This is a genomic window from Arthrobacter sp. R4 (assembly GCF_051365025.1).
Taxonomy (GTDB): domain Bacteria; phylum Actinomycetota; class Actinomycetes; order Actinomycetales; family Micrococcaceae; genus Arthrobacter.
Genome location: NZ_JBLWIJ010000013.1, coordinates 49,580 through 61,929, shown reverse-complemented (window position 1 = coordinate 61,929; position 12,350 = coordinate 49,580). Strand labels below are relative to the sequence as shown.

Genomic DNA, 12,350 nt, shown 5'->3' with positions numbered 1-12,350 from the left:
CGCCCCAACTTACGGGCCGCGGGAGTCAGTCCGTTTCCGGGCCGGAGCAGTAGGGGCAGTCGTCGGGGCAGGGGTCGGTCACGGCTGACGACCAGTGAGTTCGAAGCCGTCGCTGACATGGAAAAGCCTCCGGCCACCTACGGGCGTCTTGACCCAGACCGTTTCACCGTCCATTGTCTTGGTGTCGACCTCGCCGGAGTATTCGGTGTGGCCGTTCCGGGTGAGCACCACAGCGTCTCCTATCTGGACGTCCTCCCAAATTCCCGGGGCTTTGACGCGATTCGTCCTTGAAGTCACGGTTGTTCCTTTAGTCTTTGCGTGCCCGGCAAATTAGCGGGTCCAGTTCATACAACCCGAAGGGTCCTGCAGGCTCAATGGAGGAAGTAACCAGCCTCGCTACCGGTGTTTGTGCAGGCCTCCAGTTGGCTATATACCGCAACTTGGGGCAGGGCTAGACTGCTGGCGTAGATGTTGGAGCGACCTTGAGGAGAATGTGATGGACTACACCGGAAGCCAATCTGAGAAGGCAGTTCCCGCTGGTGAATTGGACCGGACCCACATCGGCCACACCGTCAGCTTTCAGTCAAACGAGTTCACGGTCGTCTTTGGCAAGATCGCAGGGATCGCCAGAACAGAGGCGATGGTTTACCTGTCCCTGGACGGAGTGGCAGGCGGAACGCACCTGAAGGACGAGTACGATCTTCCGCTCACCCACAACGTCTACCTCCAGTTGGATCCCATTTCCAGCGCCGAGACCACCATCAAGGACCTCTTCGGCAAGGTCCAGGAGAACCTGCGCAGTGGCAGCCATAAGGGTGAGGACAAGACGGACAAGCTCTAGCCCGCACGGCTATCGGGCCGAACCCGGTCAAGCACGAGGCCCCTACTTTCCTGCGTTCGCAGGGGAGTAGGGGCCTAGTCATGTGGCGGTGGCGGTTTGAACCCCTGTGGACGGGAAGGGAAAGCCGCACAAGGGCCGGGGCGTAGGGTGGAAGTGAGACGAAAGGAACACTTCATGAAGAAAATCCTCATGGTACTGACCAGCGTTTCCGAGATCGGCGATACCGGAGAGAAGACCGGCTACAACGTGGCCGAAGCTGCACATCCCTGGAAGGTCTTCAAGGATTCCGGGCATTTCGTCGACTTTGCGTCCATCAAGGGCGGCCAGCCCCCGCGCGACGAGGTGGACTCAAAAGATCCCATCCAGGTGGCCTTCACGGAGGATGAGACCACCCGCGCCGGTCTCTATAACACTGCCCGCGTTGACGTTGTAGATCCCGACCAATACGACGCCGTCTTCCTAGTGGGCGGCCACGGCACCATGTGGGACTTCCCGGACAGCGAAGGCTTGCAAAATCTGGTGGCCAGCGTCTACAACGCCGGCGGCTTGGTAGGAGCGGTCTGCCACGGACCGGCGGGCCTGCTGAATGTGGAATTGAAGAACGGGCTTCGCCTCGTCGAAGGCCGCAGGGTTGCTGCCTTCACCAACGACGAGGAGGTTGCCGCAGGTAAGGACAAGGTCATCCCGTTCTTCTTGGCCGACCGGCTTGAAGAGCAAGGCGCCACCCACGTCTTCGCTGACGTCTTTGAGGAGAAGGTCGTGGTTGACGAGCGGCTGGTGACGGGCCAGAACCCGGCCTCGGCCGCTGGCGTGGCCAAGGAGATGGAGAAGCTTTTCGCAGAGGTCATCCACCAGGAAAAGGCCGAGGAACAGCATGAGACCGAGGCTCTGCGCGCCGGGAAGGACGCCGAGAAGAACGCCAGGAAGGCTGCTGCGGCAGGCACCGAACACTAACGCCCGCAGGTGACCTTCGTCAGTGACGAAATCAGTCGGGCCGAGATCCGTTGTCCAGGTGTAAAAGCAAACCCCTGCTTCCCTTATCAAAAAAGGGAAGCAGGGGTTTTGCTACGTGGCGGTGACGGTGGGATTTGAACCCACGTTGGCTTTTACACCAAACAACATTTCGAGTGTTGCACCTTCGGCCGCTCGGACACGTCACCAACCTGAATAGGTTACCGGAGCCTGCCGTGCATCCCCAAAACGGCATAGGTTCCGGCCCGAGCAGGAGCGGACCAACCACGATTCCCGGCATGGTCACCATTGGCTGCCAAGGTATGCGTTGAGTTATCCACATAGGCGATGTGCTGGGCTGTTTTTGTTGGCGGGTCGCTGGATGATGGGGGTATGGGGATCCCGGGTGTTGACGAGGCGGTTGAGGCTTTCGAGGCTGCTGCTGCGGAGTTTGCTGCCTTTGTGCGCCGGGGGCTGGGTGGCAGGGGTTCCGGGGGTGGTGATCCTTTGCGGGGGCAGGCGGATGCGTGCTTGGACGGGCTGGGCGGTTCGGTCCGGGTGGACGCGATGGTGGCGGCGTTCAGGGTGCGCCTGGCCGCCGCGTATGCGGGGAAGGCTGCGGCCCTGGACGGCCCGGCCAGGAGCCCGGGCGAACACACGGCCCAGGAAATGGGTGTGGTGTCCGAGGTCGCGTGTGCCCTGACCGTGAGTGAACGCTCGGCTTCTGCGCTGCTGGCACAGGCCCATGAACTGACCACTGCCTTGCCGCTGACGCTGGCCGCGTTGCAGGAGGGGGATCTGTCGTGGCAGCACGCGAAGGTCATGGTCGACGAAACGACCGGCCTGGATGCGGCCGGCGCGGCGGCGTTGGAGGCCCGTTTCTTGGGCCCGGATGTGCCGGACCGGGCGCGGGAGTGCCCGGCCGGGGAGCTGGTCCCGTCCCGGTTCCGGGCCAAGGCCAGGGCGTGGCGGGAACGGCATCACCCGGTGAGTATTGAAAAGCGCCATGCCAGGAGTGTGTTGGACCGTCGGCTGGAGTACGTCCCGGACCGGGACGGCATGGCCTGGCTTTCGGCCTACCTGCCCGCGGACCGGGCGGCCGGGATCTGGAACGGCATCACCGCCACCGCCCGCACCCTCCAGGGCCCGGCCGAGACCCGCACCATGACCCAGCTCCGCGCCGACATCGCCGCCAAACTGCTCCTCAGCTCGGGCACCGCAGACGATACGTCAGTCGATGTATCAACGGCTGACGGCGGCCCCGCCGACGTCCTGCCGGGCAACGACTTGATGACGGGCCAAGTCCCGTCGCCGGCGGCGCAGGTCCTCGTGACCGTGCCGGTGTTCGCGCTGATGGGCCTCACCGACGAACCAGCCACTCTCGATGGTTACGGGCCGATCCCGGCATCGATGGCCCGGAGCCTGGTCGCCGACGGCGCCGGCTCGTTCCACCGCGTGTTGACCGACCCCCGCAACGGGGCACCACTGGAGATCGGCCGCCAAAGCTACCGGATCCCCGCCGCGATGCGCCAATGGCTGAGAATGCGGGACGGCAAATGCCCGTTCCCCGGCTGCAACAACCAATCCCTGGACAACGAAGCCGACCACCTCCTGGCATGGGCAGACGGCGGCACCACAGGCATCAGCAACCTCGGCCAGCCCTGCCCCAAACACCACCGGCTGAAACACACCACCGCCTGGACACCCACCGCAGCCAGCATCGACAAACCACCCGGCTGGACCTCACCCACCGGCCGCCACTACCAAAGCGAACACCAAGACTGGGAACCACCCTGGCTACCTGCGCAGATCCTTGCCCAGTTCCCGGACCAAGAACACAGCCCCACCGTGCCCAATTACGAGCCCGACGATCAGAAACGGGCGTCAACTGCCCCCGAAGGTATCCTGCCTGATGATTTTCCTGAAGATCCGCTGCCGGAGTGCGCCCTGTTTCAGGAGCCCAAGGGCCCCTTGGCGGCGGGTGGCTTTCGCCGCGCGCGTCCCGGGGACTAGATTCATAAGCAAGATGACTAATTCAGACAAAGCAGCGCAGGCAACCGCCTATTGGACCACGGGACCGCAGCACGGCGAGCTCCGGTGCGAGGACTTGCCCGCGCCGCGGCCAGGCGAGGCGCTGGTCCGCACCCTTTACTCCGGCATCAGCAAGGGCACCGAAATTGTCGTGCATAAAGGTTCGGTTCCACCGCGAGTGGCCCAGGAGATGCGCGCCCCACATCAAGAGGGCTCGTTTCCTTCTCCCGTGAAGTTCGGCTACCTCTCCGTCGGCATTGTTGAACAGGGGCCCGAAGACTGGCTGGGCCAGATGGTCTTCTGCCTCAACCCCCACCAGGACCGCTACGTGAGTGCCATTGCCGATCTCACAAGAATCCCCGACGGCGTTCCCGCCCGCCGTGCGGTGCTCACCGGAACCGTGGAAACCGCCATTAATGCCCTCTGGGAGGCCGGCCCGCGGCTGGGGGACCGCATCGCAGTAGTAGGTTCCGGCCTAGTGGGCGGCATGGTGGCCACCCTGCTACGAAGCTTCCCGCTGGCTCGCCTTCAGTTGGTGGACCTGGATCCGGAGCGCAGGAAACTCGCAGACTGGCTCGGAGTGGAATACGCCCACCCTGACGATGCCAAACCAGACTGCGACATCGTGTTCCACTGCTCCGCCTCCCAAGAGGGCCTGGAGCGCAGCCTGCAGCTAACGGGCGACGAGGGGGACGTCATCGAAATGTCGTGGTACGCCAACCGCGAGGTCACCTTGCCACTCGGCGAGGACTTCCACGCCCGTCGGCTCTCCATCCGTGCCAGCCAAGTGGGCGTTGTGGCCAGGGCCCGCAGGCACCGGCGCACCAACGCAGACCGGCTGGACCTCGCCGTATCTCTCCTCAAGGATCCGGTCTTTGACGTGTTCCTCACCGGCGCCTCTCCGTTCACGGACCTTCCGGCGGTGGTCCAAGACCTGGCCGACGGGACCCTCGAAGCCCTGTGCCACGTGATCGAATACCCCAACTCCGTCAGCCCTGACCCCGCATCAACTAGCCCTGCAGCAACCAGCCCTGCCAAAACCAGCCCCAAAGACTAGAGGTAGCCAGTGTTCAGCCTGACCGTCCGCCGCCACTTTATGATCGCCCACAGCCTTCCCCGTGAGGCCTTCGGGCCTGCCCAGGCACTTCACGGCGCAACCTTCGTGGCCGAGGTGGCGTTCCGCCGTCGTGCACTGAACCAGGACGCAATTGTCCTGGACATCGGTGCTGCCGGCGGCATGATCGAGGACGTGCTGGCTGGCCTCAACTATCGCAACCTGGACGAGCACCCGGACTTCGAGGGCAAACTCACCACCACCGAAGCACTCGCCGAATACATCGCCCAGGCCACCGCCAGGAAGCTTAAGGACAACGACGACGGCCGTGAACTCACGGGAATCGACGTCACCTTGCGTGAAAACCCGGATGCCTGGGCCACGTACTCGCTGGACCTGACCGACTGACTTCCGTGAACGTCCGGTTCCTTGTCCCCGCCAATATCCACCACAATTCGGGCGGCAATGTCTACAACGCGAAGCTCGCCGATGCCATGAGGACCCAAGGCGTCGACGTCGAAATCCTGGCCGTGGACGGTTCCTGGCCGGACTCCACCGCCAAGGAACGGCGCCGGCTGGGCAGCCTTGTGGGCGCTTGGGAGCCAAAAACGGAAATCGAGGCGGCCACGATCAGCATTGTGGACGGCCTCGTCGCCTGCGGCGTGCCCGATGAAATCGAATACGCCGCCGCGGCCGGCCAGCGCGTTTTCGTCCTGCTGCATATGCCCTCGATCAGCCATGCGGACGGCGAACAGCGGGCTCTGCGCGCGGCTGCCGGCGTCATCTGCACCAGTTCGTGGGCGGCGGACGCCATCAAAGACAGATACGGGATCGTCTCCAGCCGGGTGGCCCTCCCGGGGACCGACGCCGCCCCAGTGGCAGCTGGTTCCGACCCGCCCCACATCGTTGCGGTGGCGGCGCTTCTCCCCAATAAGGACCAGTTGTTGACCGTGGCCGCACTCGCCGGGCTCCAAGACCTCGCCTGGACGGCCTCCCTGGTAGGAGCGGACGACGCCGACCCCGGCTATGCAGCGCTGGTCAGGACCGCCATTGCCTCCCAAGGAATGGAAGGGCGGGTGCGGTTAACCGGCCAGCTCGCCGGACAGACACTGGAAAACGAATGGAATCGGGCAGACCTCAGCCTGCTGGTGTCGCGAGCTGAAACGTTTGGGCTCGTGGTCACTGAATCACTGGCGCATGGGATTCCGGTTATCGTGCGGGAGGGGACCGGCGCTGTCGAGGCGCTGGGCCTGGCCTCCAAACGGAACGGGAAACCCGGAAATGAAGCTCGCGCCCTGCCTGGAACAGCCGTCGAGCTTCCCGGTCCAGACACCAGCCATCCGGCCATGCTCTCGGCCGTGATCCGGCGTTGGCTGGCGGAACCTGGGCTCCGCAGCAGGTGGCGCGCCGAGGCCCTTGCCGCCCGGGACAGGTTGCCCCAATGGGACGCCACCGCCCGCATCGTGATTGAGTACCTCGAGCGGATCCGCTGACAAAACGCCTATCGCAGCTGGTACCAGCGGTGCACAATGAGGCATGACCACGCACGTGTCCTCCGCCGCCAGCCTCAGCCCGCAAGCCCCGGCACCGGAACTGCTCACTCCTGAATTGTTGCGCGCCTGGGCCTGGCACAAACAAGGCCTCGATGGCACACTCCTGGGCGCGGAAGCCGCCGATGTGTTAGCCACGGCAGGCTGGGCGCGCTCCGTGGGCGGTGCCAACCCCTACCTCACTCTCTTTGCCCGCGCCGGAACCAGCCGCGAACAGGCTGACGCCGACGTCCTCTCCCTGAAGATCCACGAGCTGCCAGCCGCCCGCGGCTGCACCTATGTCCTGGGCCACGAGGACTTCGCCTGGGGTCTCCAGATCGGCAGGGACGCCGCGGTTGCACCCTTTCGCGTGCTCGCCAGGATGGGCGTTGAGCGCGGCGAGATCACACTCCTGGAGGAGCAGATCCTTCACGCGCTGGCCGAGGCAGGAGGCCCTTTGGATCCCAAACAGCTCAAGGATCTGCTGGGCGATTCGGTCAGGAACCTTGGTGAAGAAGGCAAAAAGAAGGGCGCCGCAACCACCCTTCCCACGGCTCTGGGCCTCCTGCAGGCGGACGGCCGGATCCGGCGCGTGCCGGTCAACGGACGCCTCGATCAGCAAAGGTACGCCTACACGCTGTGGGGCTTACCGCCCACCTCCATGAACGACGACGAAGCCCGCGCCCTCCTCCTGGAGCGCTATCTCGGATGGACCGGCGGCGCCACCTTCAAACAGTCGCAATGGTTCACGGGGTTCACGATGGCGCACACGAAGGCAGGGCTCGCAGCCGTCGGAGCTGTGGAGGTTCCGGCGGCGGACGGCGAGGTGCTGTGGATGCTGCCCGACGACGTCGAACGCCTCGCCGCTTTCGACGCACCGGCAGAAGAACAGATCCAATTGCTCGCTGGCACAGACTCCCTCGTGCTGCTTCGGCGGAATTCCGCGGACATGATTGCCGAACAGGATAAGGACAAGAAACTACTCGGCTCCACCCTGGCGCTTCAGGCGGACCTTCCCGACCACCCCATCCTTGACCGCGGCCGGATCATCGGATTGTGGCAATACGATCCCGGCAAGGCGCGGATCGCGTACTGGCTCTTTGACGGCCCCACACCGGCGGCAACCCAGCGCATTGCCGAAGTTGAAGCCTGGATCCGGGATGAACTGGGCGATTTCCGCTCCTTCAGCCTCGACTCGCCTGCCTCCCGCCAGGACCGGATCGACGCCCTGGACGCCGCAGGCCAGGACGCCTAAAGCAGGGACGCCTCAGGCCAGGACGCCTAGGCGCGGCTCCGGTGCGCGGCGAAGAAATCCCGGAGCAGTACGCCGCATTCCTCTTCCCTGACACCGCCGTACACCTCCACCCAATGGTTGAGGCGGCGCTCGCGGAGAACGTCAAAGACTGAGCCTGCCGCGCCGGCCTTCTCATCCCAAGCGCCAAATACCACCCGTGGAATCCTTGCCAGCACCACGGCGCCGGCGCACATGGCGCACGGCTCCAGCGTGACCACCAGCGTGCAGTCCTCCAGCCTCCAGCCGTCCCCAGTGCCCCCGCCCAGCTTTGAGCGTGCACGCAACCGTTCGGCAGCTTCCCGGATGGCCACCACCTCGGCGTGGGCAGTAGGGTCTCCCAGTTCCTCCCGCTGGTTTCGGCCGGCCCCGAGCACCGCGCCGTCGGGCCCTATCACTACGGCACCGATGGGCACATCCTCAGTAGCAAGCGCGCGCCGGGCTTCGTCCAAGGCAAGACCCATCCACTCGTGGTGGGTTTTTTCTGCGGCGACCATGGCTCAATGATAGTTTCGAGGGATATCCAGCCTTGAAAAGCATCGACGCCGGGGAGGCACCGTGGACATGGACACCCTGAGGGAACGCCTGGGCCAATGGTTCAAGCCGTATGCCGCGCTGTGGATCACGCTGCTGGTGGGCGGCGCGTTGGTCGTCATCATGGCACTGCTGGGTGCCGAGGTGTACGACGACGTCGTGGACGACCAAGGCCTGGCATCCCTGGACCTGCCCGCGCTGGAACTGGCACAGAACCTCCGTACTCCGGAACTCGACGCCGGGGTAACGGCCTTCACCAATATCGGCGGCGGTATCGGCATGCCCATCCTGGCCAGCATCCTCACAGCCTGGCTTACATTCCTGAGCAGGACCTGGCGCCCCATTATCCTGGTGGGCGGAGCCGCGGCCGTTTCCACGTTCGCAACCACTGTCGGCAAACGGCTGGTGGGACGCACGCGCCCGGACCACGCCGAAGCCGTCCCGCCGTATGAGACCTCGCCGTCATTCCCCAGCGGCCATACCCTCAACACCACCGTGGTGATCGGCGTCCTGGTGTACATCATGTGCCTGCAATTCGATATCCTCTGGGCGCGGATCACAGCCATCACTGCCGGGGCGGTTTTTATCATCGCGATGGGCCTGAGCCGGGTGTTCCTGGGCCATCACTGGCTGACGGACGTGATGGCCGGGTGGTTCCTGGGCCTGGCCTGGGTGGGCATGGTGATCCTGGCCCACCGGCTGTTCCATCTGACCCGCAAACACGAGCATGTGGGCCCGGCGCCCACGTTCGAGCACCCCGTCCTCCGGGACGATCATACGAGCTGATTCCCGGCCCGGGGGCGCCATGCCCGGATGGTAGTTTTGACGCATGCGCACTCTCGTTGTGGACCACCCGCTGGTCGCCCATAAGCTCACTGTCCTGAGGGACAAGAACACCCCGTCCCCGGTCTTCCGGCAGTTGACGGAAGAGCTGGTGACGCTCCTGGCTTACGAGGCCACCCGCGATGTCCGCACCCAGCCGGTGACCATCGAGACACCCGTGAGCACCACGGTGGGCACGGCCTTCACCAAGCCCACGCCCTTGGTGGTTCCCATCCTGCGCGCCGGCCTGGGGATGCTCGAAGGCATGACCAAGCTGGTCCCCACCGCTGAGGTGGGTTTCCTGGGCATGGCCCGGGACGAGGAAACCCTGGACATCATCACGTACGCCGAACGCCTCCCCGAGAACCTCACCGACCGGCAGATCTTCGTCCTGGACCCCATGCTTGCCACCGGCGGCACCCTCCGCGAAGCCATTAAGTTCCTGTTCAAGCGCGGTGCCTCCGACGTCACCTGCATCTGCCTGCTGGCCGCTCCTGAAGGGCTGGCCAAGCTGGAGGAGGAACTGTCCGACGCCAACGTGACCATCGTCCTGGCGTCCATCGACGAAAAGCTCAACGAGAAGTCCTACATCGTCCCCGGACTGGGCGACGCCGGCGACCGCCTTTACGGGATCGCTGGATAGCCAGGGCGGGGCGAGGGCGCCGCAGCGGCCGGACGGCTCTGGCCAGGGGTTACGGGGTTCCGGATTCAGCATCGGCCCGTTAGCCTGTGCGGATGGACTGGAAACTTGAACTCGTTTTTGTACCCGTCTCCGACGTCGACCGCGCCAAGGACTTCTATGTCAACAAAGTGGGGTTCAACGCGGATTTCGATGAGCGGCCCAGCGATTCCATCCGCTTCGTCCAGCTGACGCCGCCCGGCTCGGCCTGCTCGATCAGCATCGGCGAAGGGCTCACCGATGCCCCTCCGGGCAGCGCACCCAACCTGCAGATCGTCGTCGATGACATCCAGGCCGCCCATGACCACCTCAAGGGCAACGGCGTGGACGTGAGTGATATCGACATCCAGGACTGGGGACATTTCGTGTACTTTGCGGACCCGGACGGGAACAAGTGGGCCGTGCAGTACATCCCCGGGCGCGGCGCCTCAAGCAATACGTAGGGCAAAATGGGGTTCATGACCCTCCCCATTCCTGCCGCCACACGAACATTGACCTGCCGCGCCGTCCTCTTTGACATGGACGGCACGCTGGTGGACTCCACAGCGGTCGTGGAACAGGTGTGGGGCGAGTTCGCCGCCCGCTACGGCCTGGACATCGCCGAGATCCTGCGCACCTCCCACGGCGTCCAGGCCGGCGATACCGTGCGCCGGTTCGCGCCTGCCGGTGCCGACGTCGTTGCGCTCACTGCAGAACTTGGTGCCATGGAACGGGTGCGGACTGCCGGCATCGTTGCGCTGCCCGGTGCCTCCGAACTGCTCCGGAGCCTGCCCGCGGATGCCGTGGCCCTGGTGACGTCGGCGGACAGGATCCTGGCTGACATCCGCATGGATGCCGCTGGACTGGCCATGCCTGCCGCTGCCGTGACGGCTGACCTCGTGACGCGCGGCAAGCCGCATCCGGAAGGCTACCTGACCGCTGCCGGTTTGCTGGGCGTGGAGCCGGAGGATGCCGTGGTCTTTGAGGATGCCCCGGCTGGAATCGCGGCCGGAGTGGCTGCGGGCATCCGGACCGTGGCGGTGGGCCCAAACACGGGCGAATTACCGGCGGGAGTGCTCCATATCCCGGATTACACCGCGGTCACGGCCTCGGTGGAAACGGACTCCGCAGGACGGCGGATTATTTCTTTCCGGCTTTGAGGTCGGCTACGACCTTCGCGATCCGCCTCGCCCTGGTTTCCTCCGTTTTGGCATCCCCGAGCGGCTCCACATAACGGCGCTGTGCGCTGTAGTTCAGGGTGGCATAGAACGCCTGGGCATCCGGTTCGGCGGCCATGGCTGCGGCCAGGTCATCCGGGACTTCAATGATCCGGGGCTGCGTGTCGAGTTCCAGATCCACTTCAACAGTGTCGCCAGCCTCTACGCCGGTGAATTCCCGGTTGGCGGTGCTCACCCCAACCAGGCTCTGCCCGCCCATCACCGCGATGCTGCTCCGGTAGCTCTTGCCGTTGATGGTTACCACTACCGGCGGGCGCTTGCCTGCGCCCAGGGCAGTCACAACCTCCTCCGGAACCTCAATACCAGCCTTGTTGCCGCTGCCCAGGATAGTCGTGGTGAATTTCATGGCCCCAGTATGGCCCGGTGCCGCAGGTCAGGGAAGTCCGGCCCCGCGAACATACAACGCCAAAAGCAGCAGGCCCTGAATCGGGGGATTCAGGGCCTGCTGCTTCGGATGCGGAAGCCGCAATTACGGGCTTAGTACCAGTTGTTCGACAAGTGGAAATTCAGCGCGCCGCACGGCGACTGGTAGCGCTCCTGGATGTAGTTCAGGCCCCAGTTGATCTGCGTGCGGTAGTTGGTGAGGTAGTCCGCGCCGGCGCTCGCCATCTTCTCGGCGGGCAGCGACTGGACAATGCCGTACGCGCCGCTGCTCGCGTTGGTGGCCGTGGTGGTCCAATCGGATTCCTTGGTCCACAGCGTCTGCAGGCACTGCATCTGGTCGGCTGACCAGCCATAGCTGCCAAGCTGGCTCGCCGCATAGGCCTGGGCCCCGGCCGGATCGTTGACGGCGACGACGGGGGCCGGTGCGGGCTCAGGGGCGGGGGCCGGTGCGGGTGCCGGTGCTGGTGCGGGTGCCGGTGCTGGTGCCGGTTCGGCGGCCTGCGGGGCAACGCTGATCTCGGCCGGAGCTGGTTCAGGGGCCGGGTTGGCCCGCATCTCGGCCTTTTCCAGCCTCAAGTTGGACTCTAGCTCTGCCGCCGAGGACTGGGTCCCGCTGACCGCCACCGGAGTCCTGGATTCGGAAGCCTGGCCTGCTGCGCCGACCCCGATGAGGAGGGCGCAGGCCGCACCGAAAACGGCTGCACGCTTGCCCAGGGACGAAGCTTTTGTGTGTTGCGCCGCGGTCTTGCCACGGCCGTTGTCTTTATGTGCACCGCGCTCTGGGCGCGCTTGTACCTTGAATTCAGACATGATGGATCGCCTCTCACACCTGCGGAGTTAGCTGTCGGGTTCGGATGAGGGCATCCGGCCACACGGAAAGATCACGTGCTGGCTTCACCCCAAGGGCAGTTCAGTGCCCGGGACTCTGGGTCCCCCGCCTCTGCCTGGTCAAGCGGAATCCGGGAAGCGGCAGAGCTTGGCGTCATCCGGATATGCGGCTCAAAGGGAACCGCACCC

General features: G+C 64.9%; 15 protein-coding genes, 1 tRNA gene and 1 riboswitch. Of the genes, 11 read left to right on the top strand and 5 right to left on the bottom strand.

Annotation, left to right across the window (positions count from 1 at the left end):
• Positions 1-78 precede the first annotated feature (78 nt).
• Complete coding sequence (locus ACLKOZ_RS08770; RefSeq protein WP_436474398.1) at positions 79-297, bottom strand: hypothetical protein; 219 nt, start codon at positions 295-297, stop codon at positions 79-81.
• A gap of 199 nt (positions 298-496) precedes the next feature.
• Here ACLKOZ_RS08770 and ACLKOZ_RS08765 point away from each other — a divergent pair, with 199 nt between their 5' ends.
• Together ACLKOZ_RS08765 and ACLKOZ_RS08760 are read left to right on the top strand one after the other, a co-directional pair.
• Positions 497-841 carry a hypothetical protein gene (locus ACLKOZ_RS08765; RefSeq protein ID WP_337348043.1) on the top strand — a complete coding sequence of 115 codons (345 nt, stop codon included), beginning with the start codon at positions 497-499 and terminating at the stop codon, positions 839-841.
• 174 nt (positions 842-1,015) lie between these two features.
• The gene (locus tag ACLKOZ_RS08760; RefSeq protein WP_436474396.1) at positions 1,016-1,795 is read left to right on the top strand and encodes a type 1 glutamine amidotransferase domain-containing protein; all 780 of its coding nucleotides are present in this window, start codon (positions 1,016-1,018) and stop codon (positions 1,793-1,795) included.
• Between the two features lie 116 nt (positions 1,796-1,911).
• Here the strand turns inward: ACLKOZ_RS08760 and ACLKOZ_RS08755 are convergent.
• Positions 1,912-2,001 (bottom strand) — tRNA-Ser (locus ACLKOZ_RS08755).
• Positions 2,002-2,185: 184 nt separating this feature from the next.
• Between ACLKOZ_RS08755 and ACLKOZ_RS08750 the strand changes: the two genes are divergently transcribed.
• The 5 genes from ACLKOZ_RS08750 to ACLKOZ_RS08730 are packed head-to-tail and all read left to right on the top strand — an operon-like array spanning position 2,186 to position 7,661.
• Positions 2,186-3,805 (top strand): DUF222 domain-containing protein, encoded by a 1,620-nt coding sequence (locus tag ACLKOZ_RS08750; RefSeq protein ID WP_436474394.1) that lies wholly within the window; start codon positions 2,186-2,188, stop codon positions 3,803-3,805.
• 13 nt (positions 3,806-3,818) lie between these two features.
• Positions 3,819-4,880 (top strand): zinc-dependent alcohol dehydrogenase, encoded by a 1,062-nt coding sequence (locus ACLKOZ_RS08745; RefSeq protein ID WP_436474392.1) that lies wholly within the window; start codon positions 3,819-3,821, stop codon positions 4,878-4,880.
• A 9-nt stretch (positions 4,881-4,889) separates the two neighbouring features.
• On the top strand, positions 4,890-5,285 hold the full coding sequence (locus ACLKOZ_RS08740) for a 6-pyruvoyl trahydropterin synthase family protein (RefSeq protein WP_436474390.1): 396 nt from the start codon (positions 4,890-4,892) through the stop codon (positions 5,283-5,285).
• A 5-nt stretch (positions 5,286-5,290) separates the two neighbouring features.
• The gene (locus tag ACLKOZ_RS08735) at positions 5,291-6,370 is read left to right on the top strand and encodes a glycosyltransferase family 4 protein (protein WP_436474388.1); all 1,080 of its coding nucleotides are present in this window, start codon (positions 5,291-5,293) and stop codon (positions 6,368-6,370) included.
• 43 nt (positions 6,371-6,413) lie between these two features.
• Positions 6,414-7,661, top strand: coding sequence for a DNA glycosylase AlkZ-like family protein (locus tag ACLKOZ_RS08730; protein ID WP_436474386.1), 1,248 nt, complete (start codon positions 6,414-6,416; stop codon positions 7,659-7,661).
• A gap of 26 nt (positions 7,662-7,687) precedes the next feature.
• On the opposite strand, the gene ACLKOZ_RS08725 is transcribed toward ACLKOZ_RS08730, so the two are convergent.
• Positions 7,688-8,194 carry a nucleoside deaminase gene (locus tag ACLKOZ_RS08725; protein WP_337348050.1) on the bottom strand — a complete coding sequence of 169 codons (507 nt, stop codon included), beginning with the start codon at positions 8,192-8,194 and terminating at the stop codon, positions 7,688-7,690.
• Between the two features lie 67 nt (positions 8,195-8,261).
• Here ACLKOZ_RS08725 and ACLKOZ_RS08720 point away from each other — a divergent pair, with 67 nt between their 5' ends.
• From ACLKOZ_RS08720 to ACLKOZ_RS08705, 4 genes are all read left to right on the top strand, one after another.
• Entirely contained in the window at positions 8,262-9,017 is a 756-nt protein-coding gene (locus ACLKOZ_RS08720; protein ID WP_436474749.1) for a phosphatase PAP2 family protein, read from the top strand.
• Positions 9,018-9,060: 43 nt separating this feature from the next.
• Complete coding sequence (gene upp / locus ACLKOZ_RS08715; protein WP_078029912.1) at positions 9,061-9,696, top strand: uracil phosphoribosyltransferase; 636 nt, start codon at positions 9,061-9,063, stop codon at positions 9,694-9,696.
• A 92-nt stretch (positions 9,697-9,788) separates the two neighbouring features.
• On the top strand, positions 9,789-10,175 hold the full coding sequence (locus ACLKOZ_RS08710) for a glyoxalase superfamily protein (protein WP_337348052.1): 387 nt from the start codon (positions 9,789-9,791) through the stop codon (positions 10,173-10,175).
• A 6-nt stretch (positions 10,176-10,181) separates the two neighbouring features.
• Positions 10,182-10,871 (top strand): HAD-IA family hydrolase, encoded by a 690-nt coding sequence (locus ACLKOZ_RS08705; protein ID WP_436474383.1) that lies wholly within the window; start codon positions 10,182-10,184, stop codon positions 10,869-10,871.
• Here the strand turns inward: ACLKOZ_RS08705 and ACLKOZ_RS08700 are convergent.
• Both ACLKOZ_RS08700 and ACLKOZ_RS08695 read right to left on the bottom strand, forming a co-directional pair.
• Positions 10,852-11,295, bottom strand: coding sequence for a YdeI/OmpD-associated family protein (locus ACLKOZ_RS08700; RefSeq protein ID WP_337348054.1), 444 nt, complete (start codon positions 11,293-11,295; stop codon positions 10,852-10,854). The two genes, ACLKOZ_RS08705 and ACLKOZ_RS08700, sit on opposite strands and share 20 nt — an antisense overlap.
• Before the next feature lie 131 nt (positions 11,296-11,426).
• On the bottom strand, positions 11,427-12,143 hold the full coding sequence (locus tag ACLKOZ_RS08695; RefSeq protein WP_436474381.1) for a hypothetical protein: 717 nt from the start codon (positions 12,141-12,143) through the stop codon (positions 11,427-11,429).
• 5 nt (positions 12,144-12,148) lie between these two features.
• A riboswitch (cyclic di-AMP (ydaO/yuaA leader) is annotated at positions 12,149-12,308 on the bottom strand.
• Positions 12,309-12,350: the final 42 nt, after the last annotated feature.

Bases quoted from the DNA above. Each gene is read 5' to 3' on its own strand.
- ACLKOZ_RS08745 (WP_436474392.1), top strand. From the start codon at position 3,819: ATGACTAATTCAGACAAAGCAGCGCAGGCAACCGCCTATTGGACCACG.
- ACLKOZ_RS08760 (WP_436474396.1), top strand. From the start codon at position 1,016: ATGAAGAAAATCCTCATGGTACTGACCAGCGTTTCCGAGATCGGCGAT.
- upp (WP_078029912.1), top strand. From the start codon at position 9,061: ATGCGCACTCTCGTTGTGGACCACCCGCTGGTCGCCCATAAGCTCACT.
- ACLKOZ_RS08705 (WP_436474383.1), top strand. From the start codon at position 10,182: ATGGGGTTCATGACCCTCCCCATTCCTGCCGCCACACGAACATTGACC.
- ACLKOZ_RS08710 (WP_337348052.1), top strand. From the start codon at position 9,789: ATGGACTGGAAACTTGAACTCGTTTTTGTACCCGTCTCCGACGTCGAC.
- ACLKOZ_RS08750 (WP_436474394.1), top strand. From the start codon at position 2,186: ATGGGGATCCCGGGTGTTGACGAGGCGGTTGAGGCTTTCGAGGCTGCT.
- ACLKOZ_RS08700 (WP_337348054.1), bottom strand. From the start codon at position 11,295: ATGAAATTCACCACGACTATCCTGGGCAGCGGCAACAAGGCTGGTATT.
- ACLKOZ_RS08695 (WP_436474381.1), bottom strand. From the start codon at position 12,143: ATGTCTGAATTCAAGGTACAAGCGCGCCCAGAGCGCGGTGCACATAAA.
- ACLKOZ_RS08765 (WP_337348043.1), top strand. From the start codon at position 497: ATGGACTACACCGGAAGCCAATCTGAGAAGGCAGTTCCCGCTGGTGAA.
- ACLKOZ_RS08730 (WP_436474386.1), top strand. From the start codon at position 6,414: ATGACCACGCACGTGTCCTCCGCCGCCAGCCTCAGCCCGCAAGCCCCG.
- ACLKOZ_RS08720 (WP_436474749.1), top strand. From the start codon at position 8,262: ATGGACACCCTGAGGGAACGCCTGGGCCAATGGTTCAAGCCGTATGCC.
- ACLKOZ_RS08725 (WP_337348050.1), bottom strand. From the start codon at position 8,194: ATGGTCGCCGCAGAAAAAACCCACCACGAGTGGATGGGTCTTGCCTTG.